The 22475-nt window shown below is 40.6% G+C and carries 14 protein-coding genes and 1 tRNA gene; 8 read left to right on the top strand and 7 right to left on the bottom strand.

Annotated features, from left to right (window positions below; genetic code table 11):
- Positions 1–265 precede the first annotated feature (265 nt).
- Together AN944_RS00935 and AN944_RS00930 are read left to right on the top strand one after the other, a co-directional pair.
- On the top strand, positions 266–3976 hold the full coding sequence (locus AN944_RS00935; protein WP_055022694.1) for a response regulator: 3711 nt from the start codon (positions 266–268) through the stop codon (positions 3974–3976).
- A gap of 59 nt (positions 3977–4035) precedes the next feature.
- A complete protein-coding gene (locus AN944_RS00930; protein WP_055022693.1) occupies positions 4036–6414 on the top strand; it encodes a zinc-dependent metalloprotease in 2379 nt (792 codons plus the stop codon).
- Between the two features lie 60 nt (positions 6415–6474).
- On the opposite strand, the gene AN944_RS00925 is transcribed toward AN944_RS00930, so the two are convergent.
- Positions 6475–8307: a protein kinase domain-containing protein gene (locus AN944_RS00925; protein WP_055022692.1), complete on the bottom strand. Its 1833-nt coding sequence runs from the start codon at positions 8305–8307 to the stop codon at positions 6475–6477.
- Positions 8308–8611: 304 nt separating this feature from the next.
- On the opposite strand from AN944_RS00925, the gene AN944_RS00920 reads away from it, so the two are divergent.
- Positions 8612–8962 carry a hypothetical protein gene (locus AN944_RS00920; RefSeq protein ID WP_055022691.1) on the top strand — a complete coding sequence of 117 codons (351 nt, stop codon included), beginning with the start codon at positions 8612–8614 and terminating at the stop codon, positions 8960–8962.
- A 136-nt stretch (positions 8963–9098) separates the two neighbouring features.
- Entirely contained in the window at positions 9099–9755 is a 657-nt protein-coding gene (locus AN944_RS00915; RefSeq protein ID WP_055022690.1) for a thiopurine S-methyltransferase, read from the top strand.
- An 89-nt stretch (positions 9756–9844) separates the two neighbouring features.
- Here AN944_RS00915 and AN944_RS00910 read toward each other — a convergent pair whose 3' ends face one another.
- Together AN944_RS00910 and AN944_RS00905 are read right to left on the bottom strand one after the other, a co-directional pair.
- Positions 9845–10876, bottom strand: coding sequence for a porin (locus tag AN944_RS00910; protein ID WP_055022689.1), 1032 nt, complete (start codon positions 10874–10876; stop codon positions 9845–9847).
- A gap of 485 nt (positions 10877–11361) precedes the next feature.
- On the bottom strand, positions 11362–12420 hold the full coding sequence (locus AN944_RS00905; RefSeq protein ID WP_055022756.1) for a porin: 1059 nt from the start codon (positions 12418–12420) through the stop codon (positions 11362–11364).
- A gap of 428 nt (positions 12421–12848) precedes the next feature.
- Here AN944_RS00905 and tcdA point away from each other — a divergent pair, with 428 nt between their 5' ends.
- Positions 12849–13643 carry a tRNA cyclic N6-threonylcarbamoyladenosine(37) synthase TcdA gene (tcdA, locus tag AN944_RS00900; RefSeq protein ID WP_055022755.1) on the top strand — a complete coding sequence of 265 codons (795 nt, stop codon included), beginning with the start codon at positions 12849–12851 and terminating at the stop codon, positions 13641–13643.
- 303 nt (positions 13644–13946) lie between these two features.
- On the top strand, positions 13947–14558 hold the full coding sequence (locus AN944_RS00895; protein WP_055022688.1) for a superinfection exclusion B family protein: 612 nt from the start codon (positions 13947–13949) through the stop codon (positions 14556–14558).
- Between the two features lie 129 nt (positions 14559–14687).
- Here the strand turns inward: AN944_RS00895 and AN944_RS21335 are convergent, their stop codons facing one another.
- Entirely contained in the window at positions 14688–14819 is a 132-nt protein-coding gene (locus tag AN944_RS21335) for a DUF3149 domain-containing protein (RefSeq protein WP_065109785.1), read from the bottom strand.
- 340 nt (positions 14820–15159) lie between these two features.
- Here AN944_RS21335 and AN944_RS00890 point away from each other — a divergent pair.
- Positions 15160–15244, top strand: a tRNA-Leu gene (locus tag AN944_RS00890).
- A gap of 115 nt (positions 15245–15359) precedes the next feature.
- On the opposite strand, the gene AN944_RS00885 is transcribed toward AN944_RS00890, so the two are convergent.
- On the bottom strand, positions 15360–15590 hold the full coding sequence (locus AN944_RS00885; protein ID WP_055022687.1) for a hypothetical protein: 231 nt from the start codon (positions 15588–15590) through the stop codon (positions 15360–15362).
- Between the two features lie 515 nt (positions 15591–16105).
- Positions 16106–16669 (bottom strand): outer membrane beta-barrel protein, encoded by a 564-nt coding sequence (locus tag AN944_RS00880; RefSeq protein WP_055022686.1) that lies wholly within the window; start codon positions 16667–16669, stop codon positions 16106–16108.
- A 531-nt stretch (positions 16670–17200) separates the two neighbouring features.
- Between AN944_RS00880 and AN944_RS00875 the strand changes: the two genes are divergently transcribed.
- Positions 17201–18523: an anaerobic C4-dicarboxylate transporter gene (locus tag AN944_RS00875; protein ID WP_055022685.1), complete on the top strand. Its 1323-nt coding sequence runs from the start codon at positions 17201–17203 to the stop codon at positions 18521–18523.
- Between the two features lie 69 nt (positions 18524–18592).
- On the opposite strand, the gene AN944_RS00870 is transcribed toward AN944_RS00875, so the two are convergent.
- The gene (locus AN944_RS00870) at positions 18593–22468 is read right to left on the bottom strand and encodes a S8 family serine peptidase (protein ID WP_055022684.1); all 3876 of its coding nucleotides are present in this window, start codon (positions 22466–22468) and stop codon (positions 18593–18595) included.
- Between the last annotated feature and the right edge of the window lie 7 nt (positions 22469–22475).

Below are 22475 nucleotides of genomic sequence, written 5' to 3'. Positions count from 1 at the left end.
GCTTTTTTATTGCGCCGATATTGAGCGATAACAATATTGAAAATTCCTTGTCTATTTGACTAAATGACCATGAATCTATGATGATAATTTGCTATGTTTTAGAGGCAGTTAATAAACACGATAAAATGACACAATTTATAACGATTGATGCAGGTTATTTATGTGATAAAGCATACCTTCCTGATAATATGCATCAATGAGCCATCATAGCGTTTCTCCTTATGTCTTTTATTAATCGACGCTATGAGTAAACAAAGGGATTTCAATGAAATCGACAGAGCCAGAATTACACTTAAAAGCACTGATCCAAAGAAAATATAACCGAGCCGTTTTTTATACATATATCGGTGTAATTGTGATGGCATTATTGTCGGCTTGGACGTTATTTGAACGCCAAAAAACACAATTGATCAAAGAGCGTGAAGAGCAAGTTCTTCGCCATGTATTGCAGATTGATTTATTACTCGAGTCGAGTATCCGTGCGGTTAAAAGCTTACGTAACGTGGCTGTCGATAATTTACGCTTGGGGGAGCTAGTTCGAAAAGACCGTTTACCTCAGTATGAAAAGTTCAACGAAGATGGTCAGTTTTTTACCCTAGAACCCAGTTATGCTCAAAGTGGTGAACCTTTTACCAATATGGGACGGATCACTGGTATGGGGTCGTTAGATGGTCGAAGTGACACCTTTTATCAAGAATTAGAAATGCTGTTTGAGCTGTCATTATCTTTTCCGGTAGCAAAAGAAGCAGCGCCGAAAGCCTCATCTATTTATTACATTTCAAAGCAAAGGATCATGTCATCGTTTCCATGGTCTAACAACGAAACTCGCTTTAGAGAAGAGCTACTCAATAAAAAGCAATTCCAGTTGGCGACGCCAGCAATGAATCCACAGCGAAGTGTATTTTGGCGTGAAGCCTATGTAGACCTTGCTGAACGTGGTCTATTAACCACACTTGGTCTACCAGTGTATTTAGAAGATGACTTTATTGGCTCGATTAACTTGGATATGACCCTTGCGTCTTTAGCCAAGCAAATGCGCATGTATTTTAAGATGCCTGGGACAGTGATTCTATTAGACCAATACAACAATATTTTGTCTCACAGTGACTTTGAAGCTAGCGATATGAATCGGGTTTATCATATTAGCCAACGTATTCCTTCAGAGCTGCATTCCTTACCTGAGTCAGAACTGTTTGACGCACATGATGGTATCTTGCGAAACGGCTATTACATTCACTCAGTGGCATTACAAAATCCACCTTGGCGTTTACTGTACCTACAAGATGAAGATGTATTGTTCCAAGATGCGTGGGATAAGTTAAAGCTGACTTTCTTGCTAGTGGTTTTGGCTTTATCTGTGTTGGTGACTATTGTGCATTGGCAAACTCGCCGTTCATTCGTCAATCCAGCATCCCGCTTATTAACTCACTTAGAAGAGTGCTCACGCGATCCGATTTCACCGCCAAAGAAAATCACTGAAGGTTGGGAGCCTTGGTTCTTACTCGTTAGCCGTATTTTTGAAGAGAACAAGCAATATACCCGTCATTTGGCAGAGCAAAATAAACGATTGGATAACTTAGTGGCACGACGGACTCAACGTTTGCGTGATACTACAGAGCGACGTGAACGAGAGTTTGCATTATTACGCTCTTTGATTGACTCCATTCCTGAGGCAATTGTTTATAAAGATAAAGAAGGTAAATATTTAGGCTGTAATAAATCTGCTGAGTATATGCTGGGCTGTAAAGAAAGCGAGATGATAGGGCAATACTCTTTAGCCAGCACCCATGAACAAGGGGAGCGGATCAGAGAGGAAGACCAAAAAGTCTTAAGTGATCGCTCACTGTTACGTTACCAAGAGAAAATGGACATTGGCGGGAAAACCGTCTTGCTCGATACCTTAAAACTGCCGTTTTATAACCGCCGTGGTGAGTTACTGGGGTTGATTTCTGTGTGGCGTGATGTCACTCGTGAATATGAATCTGCCGAGCAGTTACGTCTTTCTGAAGAACGTTATCATTTAGCGATGGATGCGGTAGAAGATGGTCTGTGGGATTGGTACTTAGATTCTGAACAATTGATTTGTAATCCAGCGTTTTATTCTATGCTAGGTTATAAACCTAATGAATTCCCTGCACTTATTTCATCAACCGATGCACTCATTCATCCTGATGATCGTATGCGAGTTGAAGAGTACCGAAGTGGCTATGCTAAGCAGCCAATTGGCACTTACGAAATTGAATATCGTATGCGGGCTAAATCGGGTGAATACCATTGGGTGTTATCACGAGGTCGAGCTGTTGAGTTTGCCGATGACGGCCAATCCAAACGTATGCTCGGTACTCATAAAGATATTACGCGTCAAAAAAGTAATGAAGTTGCCTTGCTAGAAGCTAAGCAAGATGCTGAATTAGCCAATATGTATAAGAGTGAATTCTTGGCCAACATGAGTCACGAAATTCGCACACCGATGAATGCAATTATTGGTATGTTGCAGCTTGCACAGCGCACTCAATTGAATCCGCAGCAACAAGATTATCTTAATAAGGCAGGTTTCTCTGCTCAGTCTTTATTGCGCATTATTAATGATATTTTGGACTTCTCTAAAATTGAGGCGGGTAAGCTAGAGCTCGAAAGAGTGTCGTTCCCGTTAGATAAAGTGCTTGATCATGTCATTGATATGAACGCTCAAAAAGCGCAAGAAAAAGGCGTTGAGCTGTTACTTTATGCACCAGTCACAGCTGGACTTATCCTCAATGGTGACCCATTACGTTTAGGCCAAGTTTTGGTGAACTTATTATCCAATGCGGTTAAGTTCACTCAAAATGGTGAAATTGAATTAGGTTGCGAAGATGTGGGTGAGCGAGATCACCGTATAACACTTAAATTCTGGGTGCGTGATACTGGTATTGGGATTAGCCAAGAGCAACAAGCTAAATTGTTTGATGCTTTCTCGCAAGCTGATGGTTCAACCACCCGTAAATATGGCGGCACAGGCTTAGGCTTATCGATCAGTAAACACCTTGTGTCCTTGATGGGCGGTACCATGCAAGTGGAATCAGAGACCAATCAGGGCAGTACCTTTAGTTTTAATATTAGCTTTGAAATCGCTGAAGAGAATGTCGTTGAACCGCTCGTTGTTCCTGAACAACTGAATAACCTAACAACCTTAGTAGTGGATGATAACCCTAGCGCTTTACAGATATATTCAACAGTAATGCGTGACTTTAGCTTTGGTGTCAAAACAGCACAAAGTGGCGCAGAGGCATTAGAAGTATTAGCTCACAGTGACGTCGATTTATTGCTACTTGACTGGATGATGCCAGAAATGGATGGCGCAGATGTTATTGATATTATTGATGAAATGGTTGCTGATGGACGCCTTAAAAAACGTCCGGTGATTATTCTAATGACCGCCTATTCAGCAGAGCCACTTGAGGCTGAGTTTGATGAAAGCCGTGTATTTGCTATTTTGCAAAAGCCGTTTAAAGCGTCAGCCTTATTCGATGAGATTATTGGCGCATTTGCTGCCGAACCTAAATTGAATGTGGCGCCTGTCGTTGAAGAAGATCCTGAGCAAACCAAGGATGCTGGTTTAGTCTTATTAGTTGAAGATAATTTTATTAACCAGCAGGTTGCGACTGAGCTATTAAAAAGTGCAGGTTATGAAGTCGTGATGGCCGATAATGGTCAAATTGCGTTAGATATTATCGACAGTAAACCATTTGATGCCGTATTAATGGATATTCAAATGCCTGTAATGGATGGATTAACTGCGGCGAAAGAGCTGAGAAAACGCTTTAGCACCGAGCAGCTTCCTATTATTGCGATGACGGCTCATGCAATGTCAGGTGATAGAGAGAAGAGTCTACAAGCGGGCATGAACGCTCATATTACTAAGCCAATTGTGCTTAATGAGTTGTTTGATACCTTAGAACATTGGATTGATTATAAAAATAAACATAGCGCCTCGTAAGGTTAACGGCTCATGACGAGCCGTTAAATTTGGCTGACTGACACAATGGAGAATGTTAAATGAACCGCCACAGCATTGCACTTGCATTGGCATTAAGTGCCATCCCCGTTATCGCATATGCGGCAACACCTGCCCAAACTGTGATTAAGCAAAGTGAAAAAGCGACCGGATTTATTAATTTCTATTATCAAAGTCAGTCTGGTGAATTGTATTTAGAGGCCAATAAACTTAACCAACCATTTTTACTCATCACAAGCTTGCCACATGGTGTTGGTTCTAATGACATTGGCTTAGACCGTGGTCAACTTGGCGAAACTCGTATGGTTCAGTTTGAGCGTCAAGGCCCGTACATTTTATTAAAGCAATTAAATACTTTTTATAGAGCAAGCAGTGATAACCCTGCTGAGCAATTAGCGGTAAAAGAAGCCTTTGCAGAGTCTGTATTATGGCGGGGTAAAGTGGTCGAAGGTAAAACGCCACTTGTGGCCGTTAATCAATTAGTGCTAAACGATCTTCATGGTGTGGGCCAGCGGTTAGCTGACACCAAACAAGGTAGCTATAATCTTGATAGTTCACGTTCTGTCATTTTACCTGATGGGGTGAAGTCCTTCGAAAAAAATGCTGATGTTGATGTGTTACTGACTTTTAATAGTAGCAAGCCAGGCGAGCAAGTGAGACAAGTTACGCCCGATGGCAAGTTTGTATCAGTTAGGATGCGCTATTCGTTTGTTGCATTACCAGAGCCGGGCTATCAGCCTCGAGCTTATGAGCCGATGAGTGGTTACCTTTCGGGTGAATATTATGATTACTCAGCCCCAATAGACTCACCTGTCAGTAAACAATATCTACTGAGACATCGTTTAGAAAAGGTCACGCCTGGTATTGAACCAAGTGAAGTGATTATACCAATAACCTATTATCTTGACCCTGGTGTACCAGAACCTATCCGCACTGCATTATTGGATGGTGCTCGTTGGTGGGAGGATGCATTCACTGCTGCTGGATTTATTGATGGCTTTAAGGTGGAAATGTTACCAGAGGATGCAGATCCTCAAGATATTCGCTATAACATGATCCAATGGGTGCATAGAGCAACAAGAGGCTGGTCTTATGGTGCATCCATTAAAGATCCTCGCACAGGTGAAATTATCAAAGGTCATGTGACCTTAGGTAGTTTGCGAGTAAAACAAGATCATTTAATTGCCAGAGGATTAACCGCAGGCTGGGAAGATAGAGATGCAGCTAAACAAGCATCGATGAACCTAGCATTGGCACGTATTCGCCAGTTATCAGCTCATGAGATTGGCCATACCATCGGGCTTGACCATAACTTTGCAGCTTCTACGAATGATAATGCCTCTGTCATGGATTACCCTCATCCGAAGGCGACGTTAAATGGCGACAAAATTGATATCTCAGCGCCTTATTCTGAAGGAATAGGGGAGTGGGATAAGTTTACCATTGCCTACGGTTACGGCAATGAAGCGAATTTAACAGAGTTGGTTCGCCAAGCTAGAACACAAGGTCTACGTTATATTGGAGAAGCTGATTCCCGTTCACCGGCTTCAAGCCATGCCTATGCGAGCTTATGGGACAATGGTGCATCTGCAGCAGATGAGCTTACTCGCTTAGAGCAAGTTCGTAGAGTGGCTATTGAGCAATTTAATGCTCAAGCACTGCTTAGCGAGCAACCTTTAGGTGAGCTAAGTGACGTGTTTGTGCCAGTATACTTTATGACTCGATACCAAATTGATGCCGCTGCTAAATGGATTGGCGGCAGTGATTATAGTTATCAACAGCAAGGCTCTGCTGAGCGATGGCATTATTTGTCGCCTAAATTACAACGCAGTGCATTAGATGCTTTATTGAATGTTATCTCAGCCCAAAGTTTGTCTGTACCTTCTGAGATTACCGATATCTTGGTGCCTAAAGCGGGTAACTATCGTAAGACTCGTGAAAGTTTCGATTCTGGTTTAGGTGTGCTGACTGATCCGATAGGTATGGCAGAAGTGTTAAGTCGACAAATTGCTAACCGTTTATTGGCTCCAGAGCGTTTAAATAGAGTTAATCAAGGGTTTATGACTGACTCAGAGCAATTATCAGTGGTGAACTTAGTCGATAAATTATTAGCGAAAACGGTATATCAAGATCTGCAGCGAGGCCAGTTATTAGCGGTACAAATGCGGGTTAATACTGTCGTGTTAGACGAAATTCTTGCTAGCTATCACCATGAAACAACGGCCCCAGAGGTTAAAGCGCAATTGCTTGCAAGGCTGCAATATGTTGAAAAACAGTTGAAACGTCGTAGTAACCGAGCAAGTAATTATCAAGCTGCTCATTTTGACTGGCTTCTACAAGGGGTGGCTAAAGGCATCGCTTCAAACGAGTTTAGGTTTATTGAATCACCGCTTAACATGCCGCCTGGTTCACCTATCTAACATGCGAACGACCCAAAAGCCCAACGAACACGTTGGGCTTTTTAATTTTGCTAAGGTGCTTTATGGCGTCTCATTTTGAGCTGGACTTAACGCTGCTTGTTTTGGGTTTTTAGGATAAAAGTGGTCACTTTTACGATCGATATGTGAAAACTGACGAGTATTTTTATAAGGCAGCTTCATAAATCCTGATACGCCATGGCCTTGTATCTTAGTCGCGTGATGTAAAATACGATCTAAAGATGCCCTAAATGCAGCTTGCTTACGTGGGTTTAGTAAACGTAAATAGCTATGGATCTTTAAGTGATTGGGTAAGGCTTCAAAAATAATGCAGCCAGTATGATGAATTTGGTTGATCCAGCCCAATTCAGTCATGATTTCGGTTGGCAGTTCTAAGTTTTCTTCAGGGTCTTTACCGTCTTCAAAGTAGGAGTGTAACCGTGAGCGACCTTCTGAGGCTGGAACATCTCCCACTTCGAAGCTTAGCTGGGCATCATTCACCATTTGATAGGGTTCTGATGCATGTTGGCGTTCAAGGTGTAAGGTATCCTTTGCGTTAAAAAAGCAGGCTTTAAACACCCCTATTCGTTTAATTCCCCTCGCCAAAGTCACCATATTATTGACTGCTTTAATGAGCACATCTTTTGTTTCAGGATCATAAATCGCAAGGTTTGAATCAATATACACACCACTCTTTCGCCAATGAATAGCCAGCCCGCCAACAATGGGATATTGAGCTAATTTTCCAACGGCAGCGACAAACCCTTTTTCTGTATCGCCCATGCCAGCGAGGAAGTTACGGTAATATTTTTCAAGCTGCACATCGTCCATTTTAGCGATGGGATCTTGAGTGTTATGTTCTTTAAGGAATGACTTCCTTGAGCTGTAACTTACCGTCTCTACTTGTTTTTGTTTAGGTAATACCCACAACGGAATGTCTTCATGTATCGGGTGGGTGGTAATGTTTGGTAGATGCATACGATGGTTATGCCGCATACTTTTTAAAAAGTAGTCGCCCGCAAGATTACGTCGCTCAAGATCGTCACTCAACATGCCATCCAAAGTGCGGGCAAGTTCAATGGGTAAACCAAGGCTACTGGCAGGAATCACTTTGCTTCCAAAGCGGCTAATCTGCCCTGATGCCAACGCATAAAGCGTTGCGGCAACACCCTGTTCATCAAAGCGTGGGCTGGAAAGAGCACCATTTAGCTGCTCCTCTCCAATAAAGTACACATCGCCCATTCTGGCGTTCGTGTGCTGTTGGTCGTTGGACATCAAAGACATCACGTTATTTTCAACGGAATTATTGTTCTCATCACGCTGAGCAAAGACAGCAGAGCCCCAATCAATAAGCGATAAATGATCGTTTTTAATGTCATACACTAAATTAGACGGTTTAATGTCGCCGTGAACTAAGCATTTTCCGGTGCGAAGGTAATACAAGAGGTTGGCTAATTGACGGGCGATGCTGACAATCATCGCAACCGGTAACACCCCCATTCGGTGACATATTTTATCTAAATCTTCTCCTTGAGCACGCTCCATGACCATGATGCCTTGCTTACCGACTCGTTCAAACTTTATCGCATTAGGCACATTGGGATGCATGAGTTGACTGAGCATGAAGGCTTCTTCTTCAAGTCTATCCTGCACACTACGCGGAAGGGTAATTCGGGAGAACTTAAATACATGCGATTCACCAATATCGTTTGTACCAGCAAACACAAAACCATAAGCTCCTTTCCCGATAAATTCGATATCAGCATAACCAAGTTTACTTAACTGCTGATTACACAATCTTATCCAAGCACGGTGCTTTCGAGCATCTTCTGCTTTTAATAAATAAACCGATTGTTCTTCATTAATATAAAAGTGCTGTAGCTGAGGTGTTTGCAAACGCTGCTCCTATTATTACACCCATTGTTATTCATCGAGTGCTTGCTACATCAACGCATATTTCGAATTGTCAGGCAAGTCTTGTGCTTGCATTTAAGGTGTTTTTTGCAGAGCAAGTTCAATGCAGAAACCAGTTTGATTTCAAATAAAATGCGGTAAATGACAAGTTGTTCAGCAAAAACGAGTGAAACTGCCTAGCTTAAATATTGGGAGTTGTAAACTTTGACGTGAATCAAGTTGTTTTGGGCTATACACAGGTACTATTTAAGTGAATCAACGGATTCGGGTTAATCAAGGAGCGCTTATGCCTAACATTAAAAAAGCTGACTTAATTCCACTGTTTTCTTTTCCACGCCAGCGTATTTTACAGTCAATGGAAGTGACTCACTGTCCTCATGCGGTGTTTTACAATGCCAGCGATGAACAATGTACGACTTGCCATCAAGGAGAAGAGTGCATATGGATGAATCACAATGATGAACTTGTTGCGATTGAAAAAAAATCCGTTGATGAACTGAAACAACAGTTACTGATTGCAGTCGATTTTATTGACTCAAATTTAAGTCCACATCATTTATCACGTCGCAACTGTCAATGTGATAACTGTAAATGGCTTAAAAAGGTGCAACAAGTTCTAGATGGTGAAGGGCAGTAAGCATGCTGTGTTGGCGAGTTGAGTCAATAACATGAGTAAGCGTTTTTACTGATTATCTGTTGTGTCGCTAATCAATTTGCATCCTATGTTCATTGTATTTAGAGTAAAGCTCATTTACATGACATGGACCTTAGATATGGAAGCAAGTTTTTGGCACAGTAAGTGGCAGCAACAGCAAATTGGTTTTCACCAGCCGCAAATAAATGAATTTCTAATTAAATATTGGTCGCAACTGGCTGTACCGTCCGCTGCTGAGGTATTTGTTCCATTGTGTGGCAAGTCGTTAGACATGTGTTACCTCGCAGAGAAAGGCCACAATGTTTTAGGTTGCGAGCTAAATCAAATTGCAGTTGAAGACTTTTTTAAAGAAAATACTTTGCCAGTTACACAACAAGCGCAAGGTGAGCATCAAGAGTACACCACAGATCAAATCACGCTTATACAAGGTGATATCTTTACGCTATCAGCGACGACCACACAAAAAATTGGCGCTTTTTATGATCGTGCAGCATTGATTGCATGGCCAGAGGCAATGCGTCAGCAGTATGCCAAGAAATTAGCTGAGCTGATCCCATCAGGCGTCAAGGGCTTACTCATTACCTTAGATTATGATCAAGACACACTTAATGGCCCCCCATTTGCTGTTAGCCCATCTTGGATAGAGTCATACCTAGCTGAATCTTTTGACGTTGAGTTATTAGAGTGCGCTGATGTGTTGCGTGATAATCCAAGGTTTATTAATAAACAGGTTCCTTGGTTGAATGAAGCTGCATATATCTTAACTAAAAAGTAATGGCTAAATTTAGCAGTAAAAATTGATATAAAAAAAGCGACCATCAGGTCGCTTTTTTATTAACTAAAGACTCTCGAAAGAGGCATTAATTAGAAGTCGTAGCGCATACCAACAGTAAATACGTTGTCATCTTCTAGATCGATGGTTGGGCCACCGTCAAGTTGGTAATCACCTTCGTACATAGCGTAGTGGCCATATACTAGAGTCGATTTAGAGATGCGGTAGTCAGCACCTACAGTGATTTGTGTAATGCTAGCATCGGTTACAACACCATCTGCTGCTTTTTGCTTAGTTAGGTAACGACCGAAACCACCTTCATCAACACCGTACTCAGCTTTTAGGTTAACGCCGTTTAGGTTGTAAACCACGTTTAAGAAGTAAGAATCACCTTCTTGATCAGTCGTTTGGCTTTCAGTGCTTTGGTATAAACCACCTACTTTAAAATCACCTAGTTTAACTTGAGCAACGCCACGGTATGCATCGATGCCACCGATTGTGTTGTAAGCAGCTGCTACATAGTAGTTTTGCGCTTTAAGTTTTTTATCACCAATCGTTGCACTTAATGCATATTGATCTTCATAAGACTCGTTGTCATCAGCATCGGTGTAATTATCTTCCATTAAGTAAGTCGCGTTTAACGTGATTAAATCAGCGATTTTTGGAGAGTAGTACCAGATACCGTCAGCAGAACGAGTTTGACCTGCTACTAAACGATCGATATCAGCATTGCTGTTACCGAAAACGTCAACGCCGCCTTCAGATTGCTTGAATACTGTGTCGTTACGGCCCACTAATACAGTACCGAAGTTAGTTTTTAGACCTAGGTAAGTATTACGTGCTTTGAACACATCAGAGCTAGATGAAGTGTTTTCAACTTGGAATTCCATTTGGTAAAGCACTTCAAAAGCATCAGAAATCTTTTCGCTGCCTTTAACACCTAAGTGAGAGAAGTTGTTTTCGAATACAGTGCCTTCTTTGCCTTCTTGGGTAGTCACACCTAGATCTGAGTTAGTTACCGCTAGGTCTAAGCGACCGTAGAAATTTGGACCTTCAGCTGCTGCGCCGAAAGAAGTTAATGCAATCACAGAGGCAACAGATGCTGAAATTAGCGTCTTTTTCATCTTCATACTCCCTTTAGAACCTAAGGTTCTATTCCCATTTTATGGGTTGTTTTAGTGAATTTCAGTCACAGCGGCAATGGGTTTACATAGCACTGTGATATGAACTTGACGGAATTTTTGCAGGTTTGAGCTGCTTAAGTTGTGGGCTATGTCAAACTTTTTGGGATAACGTAATGATTTGATGAAAAAATGTGACAAGTTCGAGACTTTTGGCTATTAGTTAACAGTGATTTAGCAAACTACCCCTTTGTGGAGGTTCACATAATTGGCGATATGGTGTAAGTGCCGCTGTAATAGGGTTTAAGCATAGTTAAGGTGTTGCTTAATTGTTAACTCTTTGGCGATATTTGCATATGCGTTATGCATTTTTGCATAGGAAAAAGTGCGTTTGATATATTGAGCCCAAAAAAAAGCGACCTATTGAGGTCGCTTTAGCATTTGCTTAACAATTCGCTGTTAATTAATTCAACAGCTTATCAGTGTATTTAGAAATCTAAACGGACACCAACAGTGAAGATATCATCACTTAAATCTTCAACAACACCATTTAGCTTCATGTCGCCGTCGTATTTCGTGTAGTGACCGTATACTAAAGTGTTGTTGCTTAAACGGTAATCAGCACCGATGCTGAATTGTTGAATTTCAACGTCAGATACATCTTTACGTGCGTCTAATACGTTTGCACCTTCGTCATTTTCAAGCTGACCAGTACGACGGTCTACAATTTTACCTAGACCTGAATCATCGTAACCGTACATTGCTTTAATTTTAAGGTTACCCATCACGTATGCAGCGTTGATGAAGTAACTGTCACCTTCAAGGTGTGCTAATTCGCTTTTTAGGCTTTCAGTGTTTTGGTATAAACCGCCAACAATGAAGTTGCCAAATTTAGCTTGAACCACACCACGGTATGCTTCGATGTCTGTAATACCGTCTTGGTAAGCGGCAGCTGCATAGAAGTTGTGAGATTTAAGCGCTCTATCACCAATCGTTGCACTTAATGCGTACATAGAGTCACTTTGTGATTCGTAGTTATCATCCATTAAGTAAGTCGCGTTAAGTGTTAGCATGTCAGCTAACTTTGGTGAGTAATAGCTAATGCCGTCACCAGAACGAGTTTGACCAGCTGCTAATAAGTCGATGTCTGAGTTGCTGTTACCGAATAAGTCAAAGCCGCCTTCAGATTGCTTAAATACAGTGTCATTACGACCAACTAATGCAGTACCAGCGTTGGTTTTAAGACCGATGAAGGTGTTACGAGCAGCGAATGTGTTACCTGAATTATCAAAGTTGCTTACGCCGAATTCCATTTGGTAAAGAATTTCGAAGTCATCGTTGATTTTCTCTGTGCCTTTCACACCTAACCAAGAGAAATTGTTTTCAATGACTGTACCGTCTTTTTGGTTTTGAGTTGCGACACCCAAGTCAGAGTTCGTAAGTGCAAGATCAGCACGACCGTAGAAATTTGGACCATCAGCTAAAGCAGTAAATGAAGTCATAGCAGTACAAGATAAAATAGCTGCAGTGATCAGGTTTTTTTTCATCATCTTAATCTTCCTTTGGTAAGGGCTTGATTTTGTTGGGCACTCATCAGGTGTGCTCAACATTGATAGAAATAGTGACTCATAACGGATACGTTAAAGACACTATTATTCTGGATCCTTTATTTGCGCCCGATATTGACATAAAAGCTTCACTGAAAAGTGTGATAATTATCACTAATGATGTTTTTTATTTGATTTGTATCATATTGGTTTACAAGGCTTATATTGCTTTTTAACAAGCAGGCTGCAACCGTTAACTGCACTTATCACAAAATGATGTGGTTAGTTAATGTTTGCAACAGGTGTGTCGAGAAATGTGTCTATCTCAATCTGCTGTATTTATTGCAATGGCAGAGTTTTATTTCGCTCCTCAGCGAATTCGTATAAAATACCGCCCCCGAATAAGTCAGTAGCAAGAGCATCACATGTTGTCAGAATCATATTTAAATCGTTTTGGTGGAATTGGCCGTTTATATGGTCAACATGCACTTGAAAACTTTGCCAAGGCACATGTGGTCATTATTGGGATTGGCGGTGTAGGCACTTGGGTTGCAGAGTCGTTAGCTCGTAGTGGGATCGGGCAAATCACATTAGTTGATTTAGATGACATTTGCGTGACTAATACTAATCGTCAATCTCATGCATTAGCGTCAACCATTGGCGAGTCAAAGGTTGAGGTGATGGCAAAGCGTTTACGTGAAATTAATCCAGAATGCGTTGTTAATGAAGTCGAAGATTTTATAACAGCAGATAACTTGGCTGAATACTTGGGCACTAAGCAAGAACCTCTTGCGATTGATTATGTGGTTGATTGTATTGACGCAGTAAAGCAGAAAGCGGCTTTAATTGCCTGGTGTAAGCGTAATAAACTGAAAATAGTGACCGTGGGTGGAGCGGGTGGTCAAACTGATCCAACCCAAATTCAGTTAACTGACTTAGCTAAAACCATTCAAGATCCTTTACTCGCAAAAGTGAGGGGGATTTTAAGGCGTGAATATAATTTCACTAAAAATACGCAAAGACGGTTTGCTGTTGACGCGGTATTTTCAACTCAACATCTAGTTTATCCGCAAAATGATGGCAGTGTATGTAGTACCAAGGCTGCATCTGACGGTAGCATGAGAATGGATTGTGCTTCAGGCTTTGGTGCGGTCACTATGGTCACAGGTACATTTGGTTTTATTGCCGCGAGCAGAGTGTTAGCAAGACTTGCAGAAAAGTAACTAAAGTTATCGCCCCCCCCATTTCAGTGTTGCAACATTTTTTGGCGTAATCCAATAAGGTTACGCCATCTATATTAAGACTTTTCTGTATAACAATGAACGATTTGCCATCTTCACATAGCGTAAGAGAAGCGTAATAATTAGCGGTCGAAATAGTTCTATTTCACATGGCCCACATCATCAGCCACGCCACTGTGCATCTTAAGTCCTATTAAACATTTATTTTTTACTTACGGTTAATCTCTTGGCACCAAAATTGCTTTTGAAGTTATAGATTCAAAAATCTGACACTTTGGACGTAACATGATGAAACTTAAATTAGATACCTTAAAGTTAGCCAATATTAAGCGTGTATTGGTAAGCGTGATGCTTTGGTGGGTGGTAGCGTGTGCAGTATTATTATTTGCACCGAACCATGTGTTACAAACTTTGTCCCTTGACGGTTTTGTGTCTAACTATGGGCACTTTATTGGTTTAGGTTTAATTGTTGGTGCCGCTTTCTTTTTGAGTCAGTTATTCACATTTGTTGTTGATGAGTCGATTAGTTACTTACGTGAAAAACGTGCCATAGAAACCATTGAAGCGAAAGTGAAGCTATTGGATCCGGCTGAACGTGCCTTATTACGAGAGTTCTTTCTTCAAGGAGCCACTATTTTGGCACTACCGCAAAACGAGTTAGCCGTAAAAGGACTCGTTGCAACAAGTATTCTTGAGCTTGTCGGTAATGAAAGACATTACGCTATTCAAGGGCCTACTGCTGAATATAAGATTTCAATGAAGGCGCGCGTATACCTCAATCGGGAAGTGCTGCGTTTACCCGCTGGCGAACCAAGTAAAGAAGAGTTAACTCATCTAATCAAAGCAAGGCCGCAGTTTATTAATGGATTAGTGCAGCCAAGAAAACATGCCGCTTAATTGACTATGTAGACTTAAGTCAGTGTTGAACTTTTCAATATGAATTTTTGACACAAAAATGGGGGCTAAACGCCCCCTAATAATTTGCTAAGAAACACAAAAACTGACTTAAATCTAAATAAGTATTACCTATTTTTTTGGAGCCGACTTCACAATAAACATCCACATCATGTACGACATAATTCCCATGGTGCAGAAGATAACAATCATTGATAGCAAACCTATTGCATTACCAAACATCAAATCTAACCAGAATGCCATTTCATAATCCTCTTTATCGTGAAGTCATAAGTAACATATCGCATACATCTGTTAACAATTATGATCTCGATCAATTAACCTTTCGGTTATTGCTTAATCGCTAATGTAATGTATTAGAAAGGAGTCAATTATATGCTTCATCACACAAATGCTGGCTAATCCAAGCAAGCTGAGACGTTTAAAGCAGTGTTTAACGTAACTGAATACTTGCTTTGAATGAGATTTGAGCTATTGAAATGAAAACTTCGATTAAGGTGCTGAAAGGGCTTGCCATTGCCATTGGCCTAGGTATAATTCTGATTCTCGATTGAGCCTAGCTCTTTTGAAACATCAATATGATGCCGGTGTGGTGAAATTGGTATACACGACGGATTCAAAATCCGTTGCTTTCGAGCGTGGCGGTTCAAGTCCGCCCACCGGTACCATCTCCTCTTTGAGGAATAAACCGACTTAATGTCGGTTTTTTTGTGCCTGCTTTTGTTGAGATATGCCAATCTAACGCTTTAAGTTCTAATAACACCTATCGAAAATATTGCTTAACTAATTGCTTTTATATGTATTATTTCTTATTTGACGTTTTTCGAATCCAGCGACAATACCGAGTTCATAAAAGGGTATTTGACGTGTTAACGAATCTTGCAGTAGCGCGTAGCCGCTGTCATCGATAGAGAGTTCATCAGCAAGACTTTCGCCTTTAATCCAGCCTAGTCCATACAACAGAACAGCGGTCATGCAGGTGTATTGAATTATGCCTGAAAAATAATGCTTCATAAAAATCTCATATTTATCATGGTCTAAGTAAGAGTTGACCGGTTTTTTAACGACTCTATAGTATTACTTTTTTATTAAGCTATTGAATATGCTCAAAGTTAATAATGAGCGAATAGTAAAGGTAAGGGATGACATTTTTATGAAAGCTTAGCAAGGTTTATCAATAAGCATCGTACCAATGAAACTGTTTAAGTAGGGGATTTGGCTAGTGCATTAAGTGCTAGAGGCTTAAATACTTTTGCTGGCCACATAAAAATAGTTTGTTAATTGAATTGTTATTAAGCAAGTAACAGTTATTAACTGCTGAATAAAGCACCATTATTGATTATTACTGTAGAGACTAAAGCTATTGTGAATAATTAAAGTACTTTTATGTCTGGCTAGATATAATTTTCTGATGAATATCATTTTAGGTATTGATGGTTTTATATGTTAATTGGTTAACTAATTGAGTCTCATGAAAATAATATAGGACACATTAAGTGTCCTATATTATTAGTATGTTAGTTATTTAACTAGAACTTATAATCAATAGCTAAATAGACCTGCTGGGTATCATTTAATGAGAAGGTACCAGTATTCGCACCATTACCCACATCTTTTTCATAATCTTGCTTTAGGTATTGATAACCAATTTCTGTAGACCAGTTGTCATTGATATTGTACATAAAGCCAGTTTGACCACCCCAAACGAAGTTATTGCCAGAGCTTAAATCAGCATCTTTAATACTCGTGTGTGTCATACCAGCAGTGGCGCCGACAAACCAATTCATTTTATTACTAGCACCGAGAGGAACAAGGTAATCGTAAGACAGTAAGAAGTTTTGCTGCTTGCCTATATCTTCAGAGTTGTAGCCATAAGTACCATATACACGGCTGTTGTCATTGATATAGGTACCAACACGAAGTTGATAAGCCATATCTTTTTCTTTTTCTTTAGTTCCATCTACTGAAGAATCTAATTTATAGGTATTTTTTTGGTAGCCAGCTGCGCCACCAATAAACCAATCAGATGCCATTGCAGGTACAGACATCATTGAGGTGATCACACCTGCTAAAATAAGTTGCTTTGTTTTCATAATCCACTCCAAGTAAAAAATGTAAGTCAGTTCGTTTTGATGGATTCACTATAATCTCGAGATGCTGAATAAAAACTGAATGAAAACATTAAGGTTTATTTTCGGCTAATTATTATTTGTTTAAGAATTAAACTTGGCTTGGTTTTCAATATTTATAATTAGTTATTTTTAATATGGCTAATTTGATGTTATTTAGACGAAATTATTTGGTTCATCTTATTGTTGGTGAATGCCTTTTTTGTATATTCGAGTTGATTAAAGATTAGATGATCACAGTTTTACAATTAACTTTGTTTTTTACATGAGCAAGGTCACTGTATCGTTTTTAACTGATATTGAGTGCTGGATTATTGATGTATAAACAAGGTGTAAGGCTGTCAAAAAACATAACCAGTCTATAGCCTTAAAAACGATTTCAGCATCATGGATACAGCGAGCTCCCTACATTAACTCTGCTGTTGATTCTGAAATCAATCTGTTATGACGCAGGAAGTCATACATAAATTAATGTTTGCTAAGGAGATTTAGCTAATGTTCTATATTCATATGCTGTTGCTGCTAGCGGTGATATTCGTTGGTATCCGTCACGGTGGTGTTGCGTTTGGTTTGCTTGGCGGTTTAGGTGTTTCGGTTTTGGCATTTGTGTTCGGTATTGCCCCAGGATCGCCGCCAGTCAGTGTTATGCTGATTATTCTCGCTGTAGTGGCTGCTTCAGCTACCCTTGAGGCCACGGGTGGCCTTAAGTTATTAGTTAAATATGCTGAAAAATTACTTAGAAAACATCCTAGCCAAATTACTTTTTTAGGCCCGTTATGTACTTATTCGTTAACTGTTTTAGTGGGAACCGGCCATTCAGTTTACCCACTATTGCCAGTTATTTATGATGTTGCTTATAAAAAAGGTATTCGTCCTGAGCGTCCATTAGCTATGGCAACAGTGGCATCTCAAATGGGGATTACTGCAAGCCCTATTGCTGCTGCGGCGGCAGTAGTCATGGCCACTGCGATGGATAACAATCTTGATATCAGTTTAATTAATGTGTTGTCGGTAACGATTCCGGCTACGTTAGTTGGTGTGCTTGCAGGTTGCGCTTGGAGTTTACATCGCGGGAAAGATTTAGATAAAGATGAGGCATTTCAAGAACGCCTTAAAGATGACGAGTTTCGTCAGAATCTGATTGATCCTGAGGTTGAAACTGACGATCAGGCACATACCGATAGCATTGCCAAAAGAGGTTTAGCATTATTTTTGGCCGGGATTTTATCTGTTATTGTGTTAGCTATGTTCAGTAAAGAATTGCTACCAGAAGGCGTAAAAATGTCTGTAGCGATACAGTTCATGATGTTGTCTGTTGGTGCGGTTATATTACTGGCAACCAAGGTTTCGCCACAAAAGATTGTTAATAGTAATGTCTTTACTGCCGGTATGACGGCTGTGGTGATTATTTTTGGTATTGCATGGTTGAGTGACACTATTATTGGACATCATAAAAGCTACTTAGTGAGTTCATTAAGTGACTTAGTGAGCGCCTACCCTTGGTCATTTGCGATAGCCATGTTTATGGCATCTATTTTTCTTAAAAGCCAAGCGGCAGTATTAACGATTATGTTCCCGTTGGGATTTGCATTAGGTATACCCGCACCTGTGTTAATTGGTGTTATACCTGCTTGTTATGCTTACTTCTTTTTCCCATTTTATCCAAGTGATTTAGCGGCAATTAGCTTTGACCGCTCAGGTACGACAAATATTGGTAAGTATGTGTTAAATCATAGCTTTTTAGTGCCAGGATTTATCGGTGTCACCACGGCAACCGTATTGGGCTACTTTATCTCGACATTGGTTATTAATCATTAACTGATAAGTCAATCGACATAAAAAAGCCCAGCATATGCTGGGCTTTTTACGTTAAGTGTTAAATAACGATTATGACTTCATTTTACGACGACGGAACATCGCTAAAGGAAGAAGAAGCGTAGTTAACCAGCCCATAGAGCCGCTGTCATCCTTAAGGTCAGGAGCAGAAAGAATATCTATTGAAACTTGTTCAGTAGTACTATCTGCTTCGCCATCATTTGCTGTGACAGTGAAGGTATAGACACCAGTCTTAGTAGAAACAAAGCTAATATCTTTGGCTGTACTATCGAAAGATACATCTACAGGTCCAGCTGTTTGAGTCCAAGCATATGTTAGCGAGTCACCATCAACATCAGCAGCACCAGAACTAACCGTTGCTTCCAGACCTACTAAGATCTTGCTGGTTGAAGGGGATACAGTCGGTGCATCGTTAACATTGGTTACATCAACCACTACTTCAGTTGGAGTGCTTACAGTACCTGCAGCGTCTGTAGCTGAGTAGGTAAACATATCCTTACCGAAGAAATCTTTATTAGGCGTGTAAGTTGCTTCGCCAGACTCTGTGATTGTCACTGTACCATTTGCTGGCTCATCAACAATTTTAACCATACCAAGATCACCTGTAGCGGCAATATTGATAATGCGTTGAGCAGAGGCTGTTATTCCATCACCAGTCACTTTAGAGCGAGCCACTTTTTGAGCTGGCATTGTATCATTCTCTAAAACGTTGAATGTAACAGCTGTTTCTTCAACTGTAGTTGAGCTGTCCATATACCCAAGATCGAAATCTTCCGCTGTTGCTTTATAGTCAATTTTGACTTGTCCAGCAGCTGATGAAACAACTTGAAGGTAGTCATCGTTAGTTACCGCAGTTCCTTCGCCATTGTAGTAATAAGTAGAACCAATCGTGCCACCTATATTTTCTGCACCAATAGATACATTAGCAGGCATATTTGGAATATCTAGGTAGTTAAATGAAACATCTTCAACATCACCAGTCTTAATCCAAACACTAAATGAATATGCCGTACCAGATGGGTCGGCATATAATTGGCCATCGTTCCATTCAACAACAATGAAGGTTCCTGATGCAAGTTCGATAATGTTTAATCCTAATTGACCGCCACCAGTATCAGTTGCAGTTCCATCACTTAAATCAAAATCTGACCAGAAAGGAGCAAGAATGTTATTAGGGTTAGCACTATCAGGTAATTCTTTATTATTCCAAGTACCGCCCGTATTACCGCCACCAACTAAAACAATACCATTGTCTGAAATCGTAATCGTATCGTAAGTTGAACCATTATATTTGAATGATGGAAGACCTTCATAAGTGAATGATTTTTCATCACAGCCTTCGTCACATGTTGGAATAAATGCTAAATCTGCATCAAAAATACTTGGATAAGTACCAGTGAAGGCTTCGATAGACATTTCAGATTGCTCTAAACTTCCAACCCAAGTAATTACACCAGTTTCTTCGTTTACACTAAAACCATTTTGAGAAGCATTGGTTAAAGTAACAGATACATCATCTTCTGAAGTTAACATGGAACCTTCAGGTGCCATTGCTGTGAAGGTAACAGTATTCTCAAACATGGTATTGTTCAGTACTGCTGAAATTTCCATATCATCTGAAGTCGTCAAATCTGCATCATCAGAAGTTACAGAAATCAATGAAGAGTCGCTAGACTCTTGCGCTAACACTGCGAGAGGTAAATGAGCATCTTGCATGCCTGATGCACTCGAAAGCATCACATTACCGAATATCCAATCACCATATTCTGCAAAAGTAGAATCGACTGTGACCATAAAGCTCGCAGAGCCGCCAGCTGGGATATCTAAAGTACTTGGAGAAACCATGATGCCTGCAGAATCAGAGCTTGCGGCTAATGACCATGAGGTGTCTTCTTCACTCTTATTGTAAACCGTGCGAGTGAAAGTACATGGACCAACACATGAATCAGCAGCAATTGAAGGCTTATCGAAAGTTAATACCGCTTTAGCTGCAGCATCTAAATCCATACGACCCGCACCCATTGCAAACGGTGAAGCTGCAGTAGTTGCATCATCATCTAGGATGCCATCAACAGTTGAAGTTGATGTTAGCGCGGTCTTAATATCATTTGCAGACCAATCAGGGTGTAATTGACGCATCATTGCTGCAGCGCCAGCAACATGAGGGCTTGCCATACTGGTCCCAGAGATCATATTGAAATCTAGTCCACCATCATCAGGCGAGTAAGCTGATAAGATATTAGTACCTGGAGCAGCAATATCCGGCTTTAAGATATTTTGGTTACCGTTTGGACCGCGTGAGCTAGAACTATTAATGGTATCGGCTAGTTCAGGTACCATTAAACGCTTAATTTCTGAACCAACAGTACCTTCGGTTGCCGTTTCGCCCATAGCATCGATAATATCTAATCCGTCACCATTTGAAATCATCACCGATGGGAATGTAACGCCAGGCATAGACATGGTAATCGGTGCACCAGGATTACTGTTATATACTACAAGTGCACTTGCACCAGCATTCATCGCATTTTCAGCTTTCGACGAAAATGCACAAGCACCTCGAGATATTAATGCGATACTGTCTTTAAAGCTATCAACTGGGAAAGCATCACACCCTTCAAAATTAGCTTCATCGATATTTATTGCAGCAACAACAGGTGCTGTAACATCCATTTCGATAACCGTATCAGAACCAGGGATTGCGAGTAAGTCTTCACCACCAGCATTGAAACTGTTGGCAAAGTAGCGGCCTGTTGTGCTGTTGGCTACAGCAATACCAGACTCAATACATGCAGGGCAACCAATAGTGCTTGCGCCATTACCGTCGTTACCCGCTGCAGAAACAACGACAACACCCGCCGCTTCAGCTGCTTCAAACATGGTTTTATATGGGCTACTGGCAGGATCCGCACCTGCGCCACCACCCCAAGAGTTGTTGATAACATCAGCGCCATCATTAACTGCATGCTCTAACGCTTCCATTAACATGATGTTAGAGCCACTACCACCTGAACAGTCTGCTTTAGAATATAACGCCTTGTATGACATTAAGTATGCTGCTGGAGCTACACCTGATAATTCAACATCAATGTCATTAAATTGTGTAGAGACTAAGTTACCTACCGCTGTACCTGCAACGTGTGTACCGTGACCGCCGTAACCAAGTGGACTCATGTATTCATCAGGACAGACTTCAAAAGTCGGTTGAGACCAACGTGCTACAATCAGTTTGTTATTACAGAATGACTCATCTGTTGTTGAACAGTAATCATCAGTTGGCATGGCGCCCATAGGTGCTTCAAAACCTTCATCGGCAAACATTGGGTTTTCTGGTCGAATACCACCATCGATAACTGCAACTCGAATGCCTTTACCTGCATTTGCCATTCCATTCACAGTTGTCCACATCGCTTCAGTATTAATAACTTGAAGTGATGCATCCATGCTGATGTCATACATAGTTTCAGGGTAAACAGATTTAACCCCAGGAATAGCCATTAACTGCTCAACAGTTAAATTTTGACCTGCGACTGTTACGCCATTGAAAAGAGTTTTGAATTGGCGCTCTACTTTACTGTTGGCAGAGATTTTATTGAGTGCACTTGAAAATGCTTTCTGTTCATTAGCAAGATGTGATGCGTAATTTTGAACTGCAGCAGATTGTATATCTAATTTGGTTTCCTTTGCTGTTACTGCTGTTGCAGCAAGATTTTGAGTACCGCCTTGGTATGATGCTACCGCAGGAGAAGATAGTTCAACGATAAATCGTTTTGGTGCAGTTACATTGATAGGGCTGACTGCTGGCTTGCTGTATTGATTACTAGACAATATTTCTAACTCATATTTATTGCCTGTCATTTCGGTGTTTGCAAAGCTAGCACTTGATAGTAGTGCTGCTGATATAGCTATTGATAATTTAGTCTTCACAACTTCT

The organism is Shewanella sp. P1-14-1 (genome assembly GCF_001401775.1).
Classification (GTDB): domain Bacteria; phylum Pseudomonadota; class Gammaproteobacteria; order Enterobacterales; family Shewanellaceae; genus Shewanella; species Shewanella japonica.
Note: the sequence above shows the minus strand (reverse complement) of the source record. Positions and strands in the feature narration are given on the sequence as shown.

Excerpts from the sequence above, each read along its gene's own strand:
- AN944_RS21335 (WP_065109785.1), bottom strand. The coding sequence starts at position 14,819 with ATGGCATTCTGGTTAGATTTGATGTTTGGTAATGCAATAGGTTTGCTA.
- AN944_RS00895 (WP_055022688.1), top strand. The coding sequence starts at position 13,947 with ATGATGAAACTTAAATTAGATACCTTAAAGTTAGCCAATATTAAGCGT.
- AN944_RS00885 (WP_055022687.1), bottom strand. The coding sequence starts at position 15,590 with ATGAAGCATTATTTTTCAGGCATAATTCAATACACCTGCATGACCGCT.
- AN944_RS00910 (WP_055022689.1), bottom strand. The coding sequence starts at position 10,876 with ATGAAAAAGACGCTAATTTCAGCATCTGTTGCCTCTGTGATTGCATTA.
- AN944_RS00930 (WP_055022693.1), top strand. The coding sequence starts at position 4,036 with ATGAACCGCCACAGCATTGCACTTGCATTGGCATTAAGTGCCATCCCC.
- AN944_RS00915 (WP_055022690.1), top strand. The coding sequence starts at position 9,099 with ATGGAAGCAAGTTTTTGGCACAGTAAGTGGCAGCAACAGCAAATTGGT.
- AN944_RS00875 (WP_055022685.1), top strand. The coding sequence starts at position 17,201 with ATGTTCTATATTCATATGCTGTTGCTGCTAGCGGTGATATTCGTTGGT.
- AN944_RS00905 (WP_055022756.1), bottom strand. The coding sequence starts at position 12,420 with ATGAAAAAAAACCTGATCACTGCAGCTATTTTATCTTGTACTGCTATG.
- AN944_RS00935 (WP_055022694.1), top strand. The coding sequence starts at position 266 with ATGAAATCGACAGAGCCAGAATTACACTTAAAAGCACTGATCCAAAGA.
- AN944_RS00880 (WP_055022686.1), bottom strand. The coding sequence starts at position 16,669 with ATGAAAACAAAGCAACTTATTTTAGCAGGTGTGATCACCTCAATGATG.
- AN944_RS00920 (WP_055022691.1), top strand. The coding sequence starts at position 8,612 with ATGCCTAACATTAAAAAAGCTGACTTAATTCCACTGTTTTCTTTTCCA.